Annotated in this window: 13 protein-coding genes and 1 tRNA gene; 10 read left to right on the top strand and 4 right to left on the bottom strand. The window is 44.7% G+C overall.

Annotated elements, in window-relative coordinates; genetic code table 11:
• The 3 genes from LKD46_RS15430 to LKD46_RS15420 all read left to right on the top strand — a co-directional run bounded on the left by LKD46_RS15430 (position 1) and on the right by LKD46_RS15420 (position 1,415).
• Positions 1-70 (top strand) — tRNA-Asn (locus LKD46_RS15430).
• A 208-nt stretch (positions 71-278) separates the two neighbouring features.
• The gene (locus tag LKD46_RS15425) at positions 279-848 is read left to right on the top strand and encodes an NUDIX hydrolase (protein WP_022426119.1); all 570 of its coding nucleotides are present in this window, start codon (positions 279-281) and stop codon (positions 846-848) included.
• Between the two features lie 6 nt (positions 849-854).
• Positions 855-1,415 carry a flavin reductase family protein gene (locus LKD46_RS15420; RefSeq protein WP_015526817.1) on the top strand — a complete coding sequence of 187 codons (561 nt, stop codon included), beginning with the start codon at positions 855-857 and terminating at the stop codon, positions 1,413-1,415.
• 92 nt (positions 1,416-1,507) lie between these two features.
• Here LKD46_RS15420 and LKD46_RS15415 read toward each other — a convergent pair whose 3' ends face one another.
• Positions 1,508-2,329 carry a Cof-type HAD-IIB family hydrolase gene (locus LKD46_RS15415; protein ID WP_015526816.1) on the bottom strand — a complete coding sequence of 274 codons (822 nt, stop codon included), beginning with the start codon at positions 2,327-2,329 and terminating at the stop codon, positions 1,508-1,510.
• 77 nt (positions 2,330-2,406) lie between these two features.
• Here LKD46_RS15415 and LKD46_RS15410 point away from each other — a divergent pair, with 77 nt between their 5' ends.
• From LKD46_RS15410 to LKD46_RS15395, 4 genes are all read left to right on the top strand, one after another.
• Positions 2,407-2,685 (top strand): DeoR/GlpR family DNA-binding transcription regulator, encoded by a 279-nt coding sequence (locus tag LKD46_RS15410; RefSeq protein WP_092070922.1) that lies wholly within the window; start codon positions 2,407-2,409, stop codon positions 2,683-2,685.
• Positions 2,686-2,876: 191 nt separating this feature from the next.
• The gene (locus tag LKD46_RS15405) at positions 2,877-3,020 is read left to right on the top strand and encodes a maltose acetyltransferase domain-containing protein (RefSeq protein ID WP_110103615.1); all 144 of its coding nucleotides are present in this window, start codon (positions 2,877-2,879) and stop codon (positions 3,018-3,020) included.
• A 109-nt stretch (positions 3,021-3,129) separates the two neighbouring features.
• Positions 3,130-4,428 carry a [FeFe] hydrogenase H-cluster maturation GTPase HydF gene (gene hydF / locus LKD46_RS15400; protein WP_110103616.1) on the top strand — a complete coding sequence of 433 codons (1,299 nt, stop codon included), beginning with the start codon at positions 3,130-3,132 and terminating at the stop codon, positions 4,426-4,428.
• Positions 4,429-4,526: 98 nt separating this feature from the next.
• Positions 4,527-5,219 carry a hypothetical protein gene (locus tag LKD46_RS15395; protein ID WP_021652967.1) on the top strand — a complete coding sequence of 231 codons (693 nt, stop codon included), beginning with the start codon at positions 4,527-4,529 and terminating at the stop codon, positions 5,217-5,219.
• 199 nt (positions 5,220-5,418) lie between these two features.
• On the opposite strand, the gene LKD46_RS15390 is transcribed toward LKD46_RS15395, so the two are convergent.
• Complete coding sequence (locus LKD46_RS15390; protein ID WP_110103617.1) at positions 5,419-7,182, bottom strand: ABC transporter ATP-binding protein; 1,764 nt, start codon at positions 7,180-7,182, stop codon at positions 5,419-5,421.
• Positions 7,179-8,945, bottom strand: coding sequence for an ABC transporter ATP-binding protein (locus tag LKD46_RS15385; RefSeq protein WP_110103618.1), 1,767 nt, complete (start codon positions 8,943-8,945; stop codon positions 7,179-7,181). The genes LKD46_RS15390 and LKD46_RS15385 overlap by 4 nt, the downstream gene beginning before the upstream one ends.
• Positions 8,946-9,265: 320 nt before the next feature.
• Between LKD46_RS15385 and LKD46_RS15380 the strand changes: the two genes are divergently transcribed.
• A complete protein-coding gene (locus LKD46_RS15380) occupies positions 9,266-10,141 on the top strand; it encodes a LysR family transcriptional regulator (RefSeq protein WP_110103619.1) in 876 nt (291 codons plus the stop codon).
• A gap of 32 nt (positions 10,142-10,173) precedes the next feature.
• Here LKD46_RS15380 and LKD46_RS15375 read toward each other — a convergent pair whose 3' ends face one another.
• On the bottom strand, positions 10,174-12,333 hold the full coding sequence (locus tag LKD46_RS15375) for a SulP family inorganic anion transporter (RefSeq protein ID WP_110103620.1): 2,160 nt from the start codon (positions 12,331-12,333) through the stop codon (positions 10,174-10,176).
• A gap of 205 nt (positions 12,334-12,538) precedes the next feature.
• Between LKD46_RS15375 and mnmA the strand changes: the two genes are divergently transcribed.
• Entirely contained in the window at positions 12,539-13,627 is a 1,089-nt protein-coding gene (gene mnmA / locus LKD46_RS15370) for a tRNA 2-thiouridine(34) synthase MnmA (RefSeq protein WP_110103621.1), read from the top strand.
• A 261-nt stretch (positions 13,628-13,888) separates the two neighbouring features.
• Positions 13,889-15,196 (top strand): O-acetylhomoserine aminocarboxypropyltransferase/cysteine synthase family protein, encoded by a 1,308-nt coding sequence (locus LKD46_RS15365; RefSeq protein ID WP_059086385.1) that lies wholly within the window; start codon positions 13,889-13,891, stop codon positions 15,194-15,196.
• Positions 15,197-15,255: the final 59 nt, after the last annotated feature.

Below are 15,255 nucleotides of genomic sequence, written 5' to 3'. Positions count from 1 at the left end.
TCCTTAGCTCAGTCGGTAGAGCATGCGGCTGTTAACCGCAGTGTCGTTGGTTCGAGTCCAACAGGGGGAGTTTTTTTATGCCTGTAAACAAGGAATTGTTTACAGGCACTTTTTATATGTTTGTATAAATATCCGTTATATATATCGTAATATTTGACCGAATCAAGTAATCCCCTATAGAATGTTTTCTGATAACAGACTGGAAACTATTTCGAAATCATGCTAGAATGAAATTGGTTTGGTTAAGAAAGAATAATTTATGAGAAAGAAGCAGAAAAATGGAATTATTTGATATCATAGATGAAAACGGAAATCCCACTGGAAAGATCGTAGAACGGAGTATTGCTCACGCAGAAGGAATCCCTCATCGTACTGCTCATATCTGGATCATCCGTCGGAGGAATGAAAAAACAGAGATCCTTCTTCAGAAAAGATCCAGAAACAAGGACTCCTTTCCTGGAAAATTTGATACTTCATCTGCAGGTCACATACAGGCGGGAGATGAACCAATGGAATCGGCATTACGGGAACTGAAAGAAGAACTGGGAATCCATGCGGAATCAGCTGATCTGCAGTTTGCAGGAAAATTCCCCATATCTTTTGCCAGAGAATTTCATGGAAAAATATTCCGGGATGAAGAAATCGCTTTTGTTTATATCTACGATCACCCGGTAGAGATCAATCATCTTACACTTCAAAAGGAAGAAGTAGAAGAGGTACAGTGGTTTGATCTGGAAGAAACGTATCAGCAATGCAGTCAGCACAGAGATAAATTCTGTGTTCCGCTGGGAGGTCTGCAGCTTGTACGTCAATTTATAAAAAGTAACGGCAATACAATAAAGGAGTGAAAGATCATGAGAAAAGATTTCGGAGCAAAGCCTTACACTTATCCACAGCCGGTATTAATGATCGCTACATATGGTGAGGATGGAAAACCGGATGTTATGAATGCAGCCTGGGGAGGAATCAGCGATGATAAGGAAATTTCCATCTGTGTCAGTGAAAATCATAAAACAACTGAAAACATCCTGAAAAAAGGCGCTTTTACAGTAAGTATGGCAGATGTGGAGCATATGACAGCCTGCGACTATGTAGGAATTGTTTCCGGAAACAAAGAGCCGGATAAATTTGTAAAAGCCGGATTTACAGCAGAAAAATCTGAAAAAGTAGATGCACCTATTATCAAAGAGCTTCCAATCTGTATAGAATGTAAGCTGAAAAGCTATGACAAAGACACCTGCCGGCTGATCGGTGAGATCGTAAATGTCAGCGTGGATGAGAGCGTTCTGGATGAAAATGGAAACGTAGATGTTGCAAAAGCAGCACCGATCACTTTTGATCCGTTCAACAATGCATATATCCGTCTTGGCGAAAAAGTCGGCGATGCTTTTAAAGCCGGAACGGCACTGAAATAAATAATATCTACTGAAATACAGAAAGTCTCTTTCACAGGTACAGATAAAAAATTATCTTCTGGAAGAGACTTTCTATTTGTTATAAATATTCTTTAATTCAGAACTCCCAATTCTTTAAAGGCCTGAAAAATCCCGTCCTGATCATTACTCTTTGTTACAAAAGAGAAATGTTTTTGCAGCTCAGAAGGTGCATTTCCCATCAAAACTCCACATCCTACTGCCTCCAGCATTTCCAGATCATTATAATTATCTCCGAATGCAATAGTACTGGTAAGAGGGATTTTTCGAAGATCACAAAGATATTTTACAGCTTCCGCTTTGTTTATGCCGCCAGCCATGATCTCCAGAAGAGAATCGGAAGATCTTGCAATAGATAATTCCGGAAAATATTTGCGAAGAAGTGTTTCTGACGGTGACATATATTCAGAATCGCACATACACAGGATTTTATCTACCATAAGCGTATCTGAGAGAGACTGAAGGGATCCCTCTATAGAGGTAGTTTCCACAACCGTTTCTTCATGGATCACATGAGGGTCTGTCCGGTCTTTTACGATCCAGTCTTCTGAGGTAAAAACATTCCAGGTCACGTGAGGACATTTTTTTTCGATCACATCAATGATTTTGGAAGCGTCAGAAATGCTTATTCCTTTTTCGTAAAGGATATTTTGATCTTCATCCAGGATTAGTGCACCACTGAATGCAATGGTACAACAATGGAAATCATTTTTTTTAATAATAGGACGGATGCCGGAAGGGCTTCGTGCTGAAGAAATAGTAAATAGAACGCCCTGATCTGTCAAAGTATGAATGGCGGAACTAGTCAGCGGAGATACCACATGTTCTGAGGTTAGTAAAGTGCCGTCAATATCGCTGAAAACAGCCTGTGGCTTAAATGAAGATAATGGTTTCATATTCGAGATCCTTTCTGTAAAAGATGAGTATAGGTGTTTCTGTATATAAAATAGCACATAAATAACAAAATAAAAATATATCCAGATTTCATTATGACAAAGCTTTTTTTGGAGCCAGTGCAGTAGATGCCTCTTTTGGAGCATCGGCCACTAGAGAGATCGAAGCAGCTGTGAAACGCTGCGTGTATGCCAATGCAGAGGAAAGCTATCTTCTGGCGGACCATACCAAGTTTGGCAAAAAAAATCTCATAAAATATAATGATGTCAGTGAGTACCAGTTGATCTTTACCGACGAAGAATTGGAAACGGAGCAGAAAAATAAAGTGATCCGACAGGGTGGAAGATTTTGTGAATAGCAAAAATACAGAAATCTGTTGACAGAAGATAAATCTGCAGATTATATATAAATATAACAGATTCACGAAAAAACCTCGGATTATTCAGAAAATTCATGCTTGTAGGTGAATATAGGATATGATAACATAAAAAATATCATTTTTGTAAAAACGCAAAAAAGGAGGTGCTGACATGCGCTCAATGAGAAAAAATGCATATAGGAGAGCTATATCTTCCTAATGATGATGAGATCATCCAGGATCAGATCAAAAAGCTGGATCGACTTTATGATTTCAATATGACACGTCCCACACAGTTGGATAAAAGAAATGCTGAAAGAGATACTACACTATGATATAAGAGTGGAAGGAATGTCCGGCTTTTGAAAAATCAAAAAGAAGCAGGTTGATAGGAACAGGAATGGATGAGGACCTGTCTGATGCTGAAAGAAAAGAGGATAAATTATGGGAATGAATGAAACACCGTCAGCAGACCGTGTACATATCGGTTTTTTTGGCAGAAGAAATGCAGGAAAATCCAGTATCGTAAATAAGGTGACAGGCCAGGAGCTGGCTGTGGTATCCGATGTAAAGGGAACTACTACAGATCCGGTAAGTAAGGCCATGGAACTACTCCCTATGGGCCCGGTGGTGATCATAGATACACCAGGTATTGATGATGAAGGACATCTTGGAGAACTTCGCGTCCGCAAGGCGAAACAGGTGCTGAACAGAGTGGATGTAGCAGTTCTTGTAGTAGATGCCACTGTGGGAAAAACCAGTGTGGATGAAGAATTGATCCATATTTTTAAAGAGAAGGAGATTCCATATCTGGTTGTTTATAACAAGGCAGATCTGCTGAAAACAAAAGATGGGAACCGGCTTTCTTCAGATAATAACTTAAACCGGAATACCCATGGTGCGGTCAAAGAGAGCAATGTCAGCCAGAAACAGGATCATGAAAACCAGAACACAGAGCAATCTATTTATGCCAGCGCCGCCACCGGTCAGAATATCTACGAATTGAAAGAAAAGATCGCTTCTCTGGCAGTAACGGATGAACTGAAATTGCGTCTGGTAGGGGATCTCCTTGAACCATCAGATTTTGCGATTCTTGTAGTTCCCATAGATAAAGCTGCACCAAAAGGGCGTCTGATCCTTCCGCAGCAGCAGACGATCCGTGATGTGCTGGAAGCCGGAGCAGCAGCCATCGTGATCAAAGAGGATGAGCTTTCCAATACACTGGAAACCCTGGGGAAAAAACCAAAGCTTGTGATCACAGACAGCCAGGTCTTTGCCAGAGTCAGTGAAGAAACTCCAGAAGACATCTGGCTTACTTCATTCTCTATTCTGTTTGCCAGATTTAAAGGAAATCTAAAGACAGCGGCAGCTGGGGCAGCAGCACTGGACCGGCTGAAAGACGGTGACAAGATCCTGATCTCAGAGGGATGTACCCACCACAGGCAGTGTGATGATATCGGAACAGTCAAGCTTCCACGCTGGATCCGTAATTATACGGGGAAAGAGCTGGAATTTGAGTATTCCTCCGGAAGAGATTTCCCGGAGGATGTGACGAAGTACAGTCTGATCGTGCATTGTGGCGGATGTATGCTTAATGAGAGAGAAATGCGTTACCGTCAGAAATGTGCATTGGATCAGGAGATTCCTATCACCAATTACGGAATTGCCATTGCCTACATGCAGGGAATCCTGAAACGTTGTGTGGAAATGTTCCCGGATGTGAGGAAAGAACTGGAACAGTAATTTTTTTCAGGTGTTTACATTTTTTCCGAAAAATGATATAGTAGCGATTGTTCATTTTATAAATTTGCAAAAGGTGACGATAAGGAGTTGCAGATACAATGATCGATCAGACACTTTCACAGGCCCTGCAGAAAGAAATTCCAATACTTACAGCTCAGATCCGAAGTCTCTATGCAGAATTCGATAAAAAATTTCATCTTAACGGAGCAAAGATCCCTATAACTTTTGGCATGGAGCCGGATCTGCTGGGATCTTATACAAGAGGCAGCTGCCACGAAAAAGAGCATTTCCATTTTTCTCTGCTGTTTATTGGCTATGCGGTAAAAAATCCTCTGAAAAAAGAAGACCGACTGGATCTTTACAAACATGAATATGCCCACTATATGCAGTATAATTTTCACATTCCCTCAGAGTATCAGTGGCAGCACGGAACCCACGGAAGCGCCTGGAAATACTGCTGTTCCCTGACTGGTGCGGCACCAACGCCATATTATAAGGCAGGGGAAGCTCTGATGAAACACAACTATGAGAAAAAACTCCGAAGCCCGATCCATGACCGTACTGTAACGGTGCGGGATACTTACAGAAGAGAGCAGCAGCACAGGAATACTCAGAACAGTATTGTACGCTATGAGATCGGAGAGGATGTCAGTCATCCGAAATTCGGAACCGGAAATATTGAGCATGTAGAGCAGCTTCCGGGTTCTGTAAGGCTTCACATCCGTTTTGGAGAAGAACTGAAAGTGATCGATCAGAAATGGCTTCTTCGGACAAAATATAAAAAGAGCTGAATATAGTTTTATAAAAATAGACATCATCCTGGATATCAAAATAGATATCATATGGAGATGTTTATTTTTTTTATATCATTGATACAGTATAAAAAAATTCTCCGGTACAGAAAATCTGTGTTCCGGAGAATTTTAAGTCAGGCGGATATTTGCGATCCGCATTTAGCCAGTTGCCTGATTCGGTTAAAATCAGCTTATATTACTCAGAAACCTTCACAAACTGGCTGTTATAAAGCTTCTGATAGAATCCGCCTTTTGCCATAAGCTCTTCATGGCCTCCCTGCTCGATGATGCTTCCGTCTTTCATGACAAGAATCTCATCTGCATTGCGGATGGTAGAAAGACGGTGTGCAACGATAAAGCTTGTTCGCCCCTGCATCATCCGGTCAAATGCCTCCTGGATCAGCATTTCTGTTCGGGTATCAATACTGGAGGTTGCCTCGTCAAGGATCAGCATTGGCGGCAGACACAGCATGACACGGGTGATGCAGAGAAGCTGCTTTTGTCCTTGACTTAAGCTGTCTTCATAAAGAATGGTATCCAGGCCATTTGGAAGACGGCGGATAAATTCCCAGCTGTGGGACATTTTAGCTGCCTGGATCACGTCCTCATCAGAAGAATCCGGCTTTCCGATACAGATGTTGTCACGGACAGTTCCATGCTTGATCCAGGTATCCTGGAGAACCATGCCATAGCTTCCGCGGAGGGCATGTCTGGAAACATCGGTGATGGGGGTTCCGTCCACGGAAATACTTCCACCGGTGACGTCATAGAACCGCATCAGCAAGTTGATAAAAGTTGTCTTGCCACAACCGGTAGGGCCTACGATGGCAATACGTCTGCCTGGTTCTGTATGAAGATTAAAGTTTTTAATGAGAGGTTTGTCCGCTTCGTAGCGGAAGGAAACATTCTGGATATCCACTGCACCTTTTACATCGACAAGAGTTCCGGACGGATCCGGGCTTTCTGGCTCTTCCTCCAGAAGATCAAAGATCCTGGTAGCGCATGCCAGAGCGTTCTGAAGCTCTGTGATCACGGAGCTGATATCGTTGAAGGGCTTCATATACTGGTTTGCATAAGCCAGCAGTACGGAAAGTCCACCGACAGTCAGATGACCGCCCGGGATCAGAAAGGCACCTGCAAGAGCTACACCTGCGTAAATGATGTTGTTGACACATCGTGTGGACGGGTTGGTGAGGCTGCTGTAAAAAACAGCCTTCTGGCTGGCATCACGGAGTTCTTCATTGATCGCAGCAAAACGTTCGGAAGAACGATTTTCGTAACCAAAGGCCTGAACCACTTTCTGATTTCCGATCATTTCCTCGATCAGTGCAGTCTGACGTCCACGGGCATCACTCTGCGCACGGAACATCTGGAAGGAATGGGAGGAGATGAATTTCGCCACAAAAAAGCTTACAGGTGTCAGGACAATGATCATCAGAGTGATCCACACATTTTTGGAGAACATGAAGAGCAGGGTTCCGATGATGGTGATGACACCGGAAAACAGCTGTGTAAATCCAAGGAGCATACCATCGGAAAGAATATCCGTATCTGCGATGACACGGCTGATGATATCACCGGTGCTGTGTCCGTCCAGGTAGGACAGAGGAAGCTTCTGGATATGGCGGATGGATCTTGCACGGATATCCTGTACTGTGCGGTAGGTCATACGGTTGTTGATGACACTCATGATCCAGGTGGCAATGCCGGAAAATACGATCATGACAAGAATACGGGAAAGATAGAATCCCATTCTTGTAAAATTAACTTCGTGGGCAGCAACGACCTCATCAATGGCATAACCAAAAAGTACGGGGACATACAGCTGCAAAATTACAGTGACTGCTGCCAGGATCACACTTAATACGAGAAGAAAACGGTATTTTCCAATGAAACGTAGTACCTTGAAAAAGGTTGCCATGCTGTTTTTGTTTTTGGCGGTTGTATCTGTTTTACTCATGACAGGACCTCCTTTCCAGTCGCTTTTTCATATTTGGTACGCTCTTCCGGGAACTGTGAGAAAAAGATCTCACGGTAGGTTTTACAAGTAGAGATCAGCTCCTGATGGGTTCCTTTTCCGGCAAGCTGACCGTCATCCAGTACCAGGATCAGATCGGCCTGGCGGATGCTGGCGGCTCTCTGGGATACCAGGAAGGTGGTGGTGTTTCCACCAAGCTGGTGAAGGGATTTCCGAAGTGCCGCATCTGTGGCAAAGTCAAGAGCACTGGCACTGTCATCCAGGATCAGGATCTCTGGTTTTTTCACAAGGGCGCGGGCAATGGTAAGTCTCTGACGCTGGCCACCGGAAAGATTCCGGCCGTTCTGTTCCAGACGGAAATCCAGCTGACCGTCCTTTTTCTCTACGATTTCACGAGCCTGAGCGGTGGTAAGTGCTTCCCACATTTCTTCGTCCGTGGCATCTTCCCGTCCCCAGCTTAAGTTATCGCGGATGGTTCCCTGGAAAAGTGCTGCTTTTTGAGGAACTACGCCGATTTTTTCCCTGAGTTCCTGCCTGGAATAGGTCTGTATATTCTGACCATCGAGGGTAATGACTCCGGAGGTTGCGTCGTAGAAACGGGCGATCAGATCCACAAGAGTGGATTTACCGCTTCCGGTACCGCCGATGATTCCGATCGTAGAGCCTTTTTTTGCGGAAAAAGTGATATCAGAAAGGCTAGGTGCGCCAGTTCCTGCATAGGAGAAACTCACATGGTCAAAGGCAACTGCATAGTCACTGTTTTCCGCAGTCGGTAAGGAAGCTTTGTCCGGGTAAGTCATGGTGGAATCGACTTTCAGGATTCCGGCAACGCGATCCGCACAGGCCATGGATTTGTTCAGGGTGATGATCAGGGACGCAAGCTTGATCAGTTCTACGATCATCTGTGCCATATAGTTGTAAAGAGCAACTATTTCACCCTGCTGCATGTTTCCGAGGTTTACCTGTACACCTGCAGTCCGGATCAGGATTACTGTTGCGATATTGATCAGTACATAAGTTGCAGGATTTAAAAGTGCAGAGATTTTTCCGACAAATTCGTTCAGTCTGGTAAGTGCAAGATTGCTTTCGTCAAACTCCGCAACGGCATCAGCTTCACGGCAAAATGCACGGATCACACGGACACCGGTCAGGTTTTCTCTGGTAAGACGGGTGACGGAATCCAGACGTCCCTGTACTTTTTTGAAAAGCGGGATACTTAAAAACATGATCACAAAGACAACCAGGAACAGTACCGGAATGGCAACTGCGAAGATCAGTGCACAGCGCACATTGATGGTAAAAGCCATTACCATAGAGCCTAGAACAATAAACGGGCTTCGAAGAAGAAGACGGAGTCCCATGTTTACTCCGTTCTGTACCTGATTGACATCGTCTGTAAGACGGGTGATCAGCGTGTCAGTGCCAAGGGTGTCCAGCTCCGTATAGGAAAGCTTCTGGATATGGTCAAATACAGCCTGACGCACTTCTGTGGCAAAGCCTACGCTGGCTTTTGCAGCAAAAAACTGTGCAGTAATGCTGACTGCAAGTCCTGCAGCAGCCATCAGTATCAGGATAAAAAACTTCTGAACGATATAGCCGTGGTCATTATTTGCAATTCCCACATCGATGATCTGGGCGATGACGACAGGCACCAGCAGATCAAATACAACTTCCAGAAACTTGAAAAAAGGAGCCAGAACGCTTTCTTTTTTGTAGTTTTGAAGATATTTTGCAAGTGTTCGCATTTCTTTTTCTTCCTCCGTTTCCTTATTTTTCTATAATAAACCTCTGTTATTATACTCCTATGGAGATAATACGTATAATATTGTTTTTAATGTATGATAATATAATTTTGCTATTGCCTGGGACGGAAATCTGTGGGATGATAGAAGTATGGTTTTTCGGATAATTGCGTGGGAAAGATATTCATAGTATTTACAAAGTATTGCAGATATAGTATTTCTTAACCGAATTAAGAAAGTACTCTGTGGGACAGCGAAAAGCAATAAGCAGTAGATGGGTTTTGCCTGTGTTATATATCAGATAAAGAAAGAAGGATTTATATATGGAAATCAGACAGCTGGAATATTTTCATGAGATCGCAGCAACAGGAAGCATCAATGAAGCCGCAAGGAGACTGAACATGTCCCAGCCGCCGCTGAGCTATCAGATCAAGCAGCTGGAAGCAGAGCTGAAGGTGAAGCTTTTTGAGCGGACCAGGGCAGGCGTGACACTGACAGAAGCCGGAAAGCTTCTTTATGACAGGACAGAGAACATTTTGAGCTACGTTCGTTCCACAGAACTGGAAGTATCCAAAGCAGGGAAAAAACAGGTTTTACGTATCGGGATCACGCCAACCACAGTGACCACCATTATGCCTTATATTTCCAGATTTTCCAGGGAAAATTGTGATGTAAACTTTGAGGTAAGGGATGCGATCACCTTTACACTTCTGAATTATCTGATGGATGGGATCATTGATGTTTCGGTAGTGCGTACACCTATCAAGCTGGAAGGTTTAAATTATCTGGAACTGGATGAGGAACCCATGATCGCGGTCCTTCCTCCGGAGATCCCGGAAAATGAGACAAAAAAAGAGGGCATCAGCCTTAAAGAGCTGACCGGACGCCCTCTCATTATTTACCGGCGGTACGAAGAATTTCTGATGAAAGCTTTTGGAGAAAAAAATCTTCAGCCGGATATTTTCTGTGTCTGCGATGATCCCAGAGACGCCATGCTCTGGGTGCAGGAAGGTCTTGCAACCGCCGTTTTTCCAAGATCCATGGAAGATCTCTGTACAGATCTTCCGATCCGGATCATTGAAGAAGAGAAGCTGAAGACCAGGATCCTTCTTGCCTGGAAAAAGGATCGCAGGCCTTCTGCCGTGATGCAGGATTTTATCAATATCTGTGAGAAATATGCAGGAAACCCTGCAATCTGATCATGGACCTGGAAAGGGGATGTACGCAGAAATCAGTCTTTGAGATGCTCTTCCTTCCAGTGCTTCCATTTCTGAACAGCTTCCGGATTCTGCTTTTCCAGCCGTTCTTCCAGCTTTTTCCGGCGCTGTTCCAGCCGTTCTAGGACTTCCGGATGCTCGGCAAGGATTTTTTCTTTCAGCTTGCCACGGCGCTTTTCCAGAAGATGAAGGATCAGTTTCCGGTCGGAAGTTAATTCCTCAGGCAGCTCATCCATATGTAATTCAATTCTTCGAAGCAGTTCATCCTCATCCAGAACACCCAGCCCATGCCAGTTATCCAGAAGCTCTTCCAGACCTTCTTCGGAGAGACGTTGGATATCCGGGATCTGATGCAGCTGTTCAATAATGTGATGGACAGATTCTTCGATCTCTTTTACTGCATCATCACCAAAAGCCCAGGCGAACTCTTCCAGGGTATTTTCTTCCTCTGCCGGAAGAAAAGCGATACTGCGGCGCAGAAGCTTTGTCTCGTCTTCCTTTGGAACATCCAGTTCATAAGGGGCTTCGATCCCTGCGTCATGCAGAGCAGCAAGAATGGTACGGCGGACCATACCGTCCTTGATCATATGACCGATGCCGAACTGACGCAGCTGGTCATTGATCTGGGTGGAATGCTCTGTGAGGTAAAAACGGATCCCACGTTTTTTCAGGCTTGCGGAGATGGCATCCAGACGGTCTGCTGCTGTGACATCAATGCTGTTGATAGCACTGGCATCTACGATCACTACCCTGGTGTCTTTTCGGATGCTGTTCTCAATATCTTCCTGAAAAATCTTTATATTTGCAAAAAACAGGTTTTCACTGAAACGGTAGATCACAACGCCCTTAATAGGGTAGGCGAAACGGTTTTTGGACAGATCAAAATAAGCATCTCTTCCAGGGATCATACCACGGAAGGAGCGCGGCGGGTTGGTGGCCTTCAGGATCACAGCTACGAAAGAGAGCAGGATACCAATGATAACCCCATAAATGGTTCCAAGACAGAGCACACTGAAACCGGCAGCCATGAAGATGTAGAATTCTGTACGGCTTACTTTGAAAAGACGTACAGCCAGATGGGTTTCCACCACATCCATCAGAGCAGAGATCACAATGGCTGTCAGTACAGGAACCGGAAGATATCCGATAAAACCGGTGCCGAAAAGAAGGATCAGAGCCATGGTGATCCCGGCAGTGATGGAAACCGCCTGAGATTTTCCACCGTACTGTTCATTGAGGGAGGTGCGGGAGATACTGCCGTTTACCGGGCAGCAGCCTACTGCGGCGGCAGCAATATTTCCGGCGGCACAGGCCAGGATTTCCTGACGGTCGTTCAGCTTATAATCATTGCGGAACGCAAAGGTATTCTCTGCAAGAAGAGTTTCTGCCATAATGACAACAGCAACCATAAGACCGCGGCCTGCCGCCTGGGTCAGATCAACATTTCCGAAATCCGGGATCACCAGGGAGGGAAGTCCACGTTCTACAGACTGCAGGAGGACTACGCCTTTTTCGTCCACATGAAAAACAACGGTGGAAAGAACACCCAGAGCCATAATAACGATAGCCATGGGGAATTTCGGCGCCAGCTTTTTAAATGTGCGGATCAGCACCAGAGCACCAAGCCCCATGAAGAGGGAAAGCCAGCTGATATTTTTGGCAGCAGCAAAGATATGCTCTGCCAGTTCCAGGAGCTCTCCGGATCCTGCAGGACTTCCCATAAGTTTCGGGATCTGCATCAGGATGATGGTAACTGCGATACCGCTGATAAAACCGCCCATAACAGGTGTGGAGATAAAGTCCACGATCTTATCTGCGTGAAGCAGAAAGAAGATAAACAGCCACAGACCTGCAAAAAGTGCGATGGCAGGAACATAATCCATGGCAGCTTCTGACTCTGCAGCAATGCCAAGAGTAGACAGTGCACCACCTACAATGGCAGCAGGTGCCGCATCAACTCCAAAGATAAACTGTCTTGAAGTGGAAAATAGAGCAAACAAAAGGATCGGCAGAACAGAACCGTACAGTCCGTATACCGCCGGGATCCCGGAAATCTGGGCATATCCCATGGAGATAGGGATGGAAACAGCTGCTATGATGATGCCGGAGAAAATATCTTTGGGAAGGTATTCCTTCCGATATCCTCGCAGCGTGGAAAACAGGGAAAGCTTCATATAGTCACATCCTTTTCTGAAAAATATTTTCTATTATATACCAAAGAGAGCCTGCAGGAAAGAAGCAAAGCAAAGGTTCCGGGTGAAAAATCGTGGACAAAGAATAACTGCCATATTATAATAAATGCGAAATTGCAGTAACCGTAAGAGAATACAGGCTGCAAAGCTGAGAAATCATCAATCATCAGGAAAGGTTAAGATATAAATGAAAAAAGCGATCATAGCAATGAGCGGCGGTGTAGACAGCTCCGTGGCAGCTCTTTTGACAAAGGAATCCGGTGACGAGTGCATCGGCGCTACCATGAAACTTTACAACAACGAAGATATCGGTGTCCACAGGGAAAAGACCTGCTGTTCCCTGGACGATGTTGAGGATGCCAGAAGCGTAGCCTATCAGATGGATATGCCTTACTACGTGTTTAATTTTACCGCAGATTTCCATACAGAGGTTATGGACAGGTTTGTAGATGCCTACGAAAACGGCTGCACCCCTAATCCATGTATCGACTGTAACCGATATCTGAAATTTGATAAAATGTTTCACCGCATGCAGGAGATCGGCTACGATTATATTGTAACCGGACATTATGCAAGAGTGGAGTACGATGAGAAACGGGACCGCTACCTTCTGAAAAAAGCAGCGGACGATACAAAGGATCAGTCATACGTTCTCTATATGCTGACCCAGGAACAGCTGGCACATGTAAAGCTTCCGCTTGGAGGTCTCCGGAAGGACCAGGTTCGTGTCATTGCCGAAAAACATGGCTTTATCAATGCCAGAAAGCATGACAGTCAGGATATCTGCTTTGTGCCGGACGGCGACTATGCGAAATTTATTGAGAAGTACACAGGCAAAAAAACACCGGAGGGTGATTTTGTAGATAAAGAGGGAAACTATATCGGACGCCATAAGGGGATCATCCATTACACGATCGGCCAGCGCCGCGGCCTTGGCATTCCGGCGGCCAGCCGTCTTTATGTCTGTGAGATCTCTCCGAAGACCAATACGGTAGTTCTCGGGGACAACGCAGATCTTTTCAGTAGTGAACTGGAGGCAGACAGTGTAAATCTGATCTCTGTGGACTGCTTAGCTGAGCCGAAAAGAGTGACTGCCAAGATCCGTTACCGTCACAAAGAGCAGCCTGCCACTGCATGGCAGACACCGGATGGCATCCTTCATGTGAAATTTGATGAACCGCAGAGAGCTATCACAAAAGGTCAGGCTGTGGTGATGTATGACGGAGATGAGGTTGTAGGCGGTGGCGTTATAAATAAAATCTATAGCCAGTCATAAATAAAGGTGAGAACCTAAATAGATAAACCCCATTGACATACTAGGAAAAGGGTGATATGATTGCATCATCAAAAAACGGAGCACACAAAACAAGGTGAGCAACGTGATGATTAGGAGGAAATCATGAAGGTTTTACAGAAGTCAACAAGGGTGTTTATCGAAGAAAAGCGAATGTGTTGTTGTCGCTGATAAGCAGATGATTATAAGATAAGCAATTACTATTTTACCGAATATAAGAATAAAAGAAAAGAGGACAAACACATGAGCAAAATTACAAGAGATCAGAGAAAATTCAAATTTGAGACATTACAGCTTCACGTAGGACAGGAACAGCCGGATCCGGTTACAGATGCAAGAGCAGTACCAATCTACCAGACATCTTCCTATGTATTCCGCAACTGCGATCATGCAGCAGCACGTTTCGGACTTGCAGATGCCGGTAACATTTACGGACGTCTTACAAACCCGACAGAGGACGTATTTGAGAAGAGGATCGCAGCACTTGAGGGTGGCTCCGCAGCACTTGCAGTAGCATCCGGTGCAGCAGCTATCACATACACGATCGAGAACCTTGCACAGCAGGGAGATCACATTGTAGCAGCCAAAAATATTTACGGCGGTACAACAAACCTTCTGGAGCATACGCTTCCGGCATACGGAATCACAACAACATTTGTTGATGTATTCAATCTCGAGGAAGTGGAGAATGCGATCCGGGAGAACACAAAAGCTGTTTATATTGAGACTCTTGGAAATCCAAATTCTGATGTTGTAGATATTGAGGCTCTTGCAAAAATCGCTCACAAACATAAAATTCCGCTTGTTGTAGATAATACATTTGCAACACCATACCTCGTAAGACCAATTGAGTACGGCGCAGATATCGTTGTTCATTCCGCAACAAAATTCATCGGTGGCCACGGAACTACTATCGGTGGTGTGATCGTAGAGAGTGGTAAGTTCGACTGGGAGGCATCCGGCAAATTTGCATCTCTTACAGAGCCAAACCCAAGCTATCATGGCGTAAGCTTCACAAAAGCATGCGGACCGGCTGCATTTGTTACAAAGATCCGTGCGATCCTTCTTCGTGACACAGGAGCAACAATTTCTCCGGTGAGCTCCTTTATTTTCCTTCAGGGACTTGAGACACTGTCTCTCCGTGTAGAGCGTCATGTTGAGAACGCACTGAAGGTTGTACAGTATCTGAATGATCATCCGCAGGTAGAGAAGGTTCATCATCCGTCTGTATCCACAGATCCAAGCCAGCAGGAGCTTTATAAGAAATATTTCCCTAACGGCGGCGGTTCCATCTTTACATTCGAGATCAAGGGAGATGCACAGAAGGCAAAAGATTTCATTGATAACCTTGAGCTGTTCTCACTTCTTGCAAACGTTGCAGATGTGAAATCCCTTGTTATCCATCCGGCTACTACAACACACAGCCAGTGCACAGAGGAAGAGCTTCTTGATCAGGGAATCAAGCCAAATACGATCCGTCTTTCCATCGGAACTGAGAATATCGATGATATCATCCAGGATCTTGATGAGGCATTCAAGGCTGTCCAGTAAATAAGACAATTAAATAAGAAGAACACTTTCTGAAATCAATAGCACAGAAAAATCTGCTC

This window comes from Blautia fusiformis (assembly GCF_020686995.1).
GTDB lineage: Bacteria > Bacillota > Clostridia > Lachnospirales > Lachnospiraceae > Blautia_A > Blautia_A fusiformis.
This window is presented reverse-complemented; position numbering and strand designations above follow the sequence as displayed.

Coding starts and splice junctions, on each gene's coding strand:
- LKD46_RS15425 (WP_022426119.1), top strand. CDS start 279: ATGGAATTATTTGATATCATAGATGAAAACGGAAATCCCACTGGAAAG.
- LKD46_RS15420 (WP_015526817.1), top strand. CDS start 855: ATGAGAAAAGATTTCGGAGCAAAGCCTTACACTTATCCACAGCCGGTA.
- LKD46_RS15415 (WP_015526816.1), bottom strand. CDS start 2,329: ATGAAACCATTATCTTCATTTAAGCCACAGGCTGTTTTCAGCGATATT.
- LKD46_RS15405 (WP_110103615.1), top strand. CDS start 2,877: ATGCATATAGGAGAGCTATATCTTCCTAATGATGATGAGATCATCCAG.
- hydF (WP_110103616.1), top strand. CDS start 3,130: ATGGGAATGAATGAAACACCGTCAGCAGACCGTGTACATATCGGTTTT.
- LKD46_RS15395 (WP_021652967.1), top strand. CDS start 4,527: ATGATCGATCAGACACTTTCACAGGCCCTGCAGAAAGAAATTCCAATA.
- LKD46_RS15390 (WP_110103617.1), bottom strand. CDS start 7,182: ATGAGTAAAACAGATACAACCGCCAAAAACAAAAACAGCATGGCAACC.
- LKD46_RS15385 (WP_110103618.1), bottom strand. CDS start 8,945: ATGCGAACACTTGCAAAATATCTTCAAAACTACAAAAAAGAAAGCGTT.
- LKD46_RS15380 (WP_110103619.1), top strand. CDS start 9,266: ATGGAAATCAGACAGCTGGAATATTTTCATGAGATCGCAGCAACAGGA.
- LKD46_RS15375 (WP_110103620.1), bottom strand. CDS start 12,333: ATGAAGCTTTCCCTGTTTTCCACGCTGCGAGGATATCGGAAGGAATAC.
- mnmA (WP_110103621.1), top strand. CDS start 12,539: ATGAAAAAAGCGATCATAGCAATGAGCGGCGGTGTAGACAGCTCCGTG.
- LKD46_RS15365 (WP_059086385.1), top strand. CDS start 13,889: ATGAGCAAAATTACAAGAGATCAGAGAAAATTCAAATTTGAGACATTA.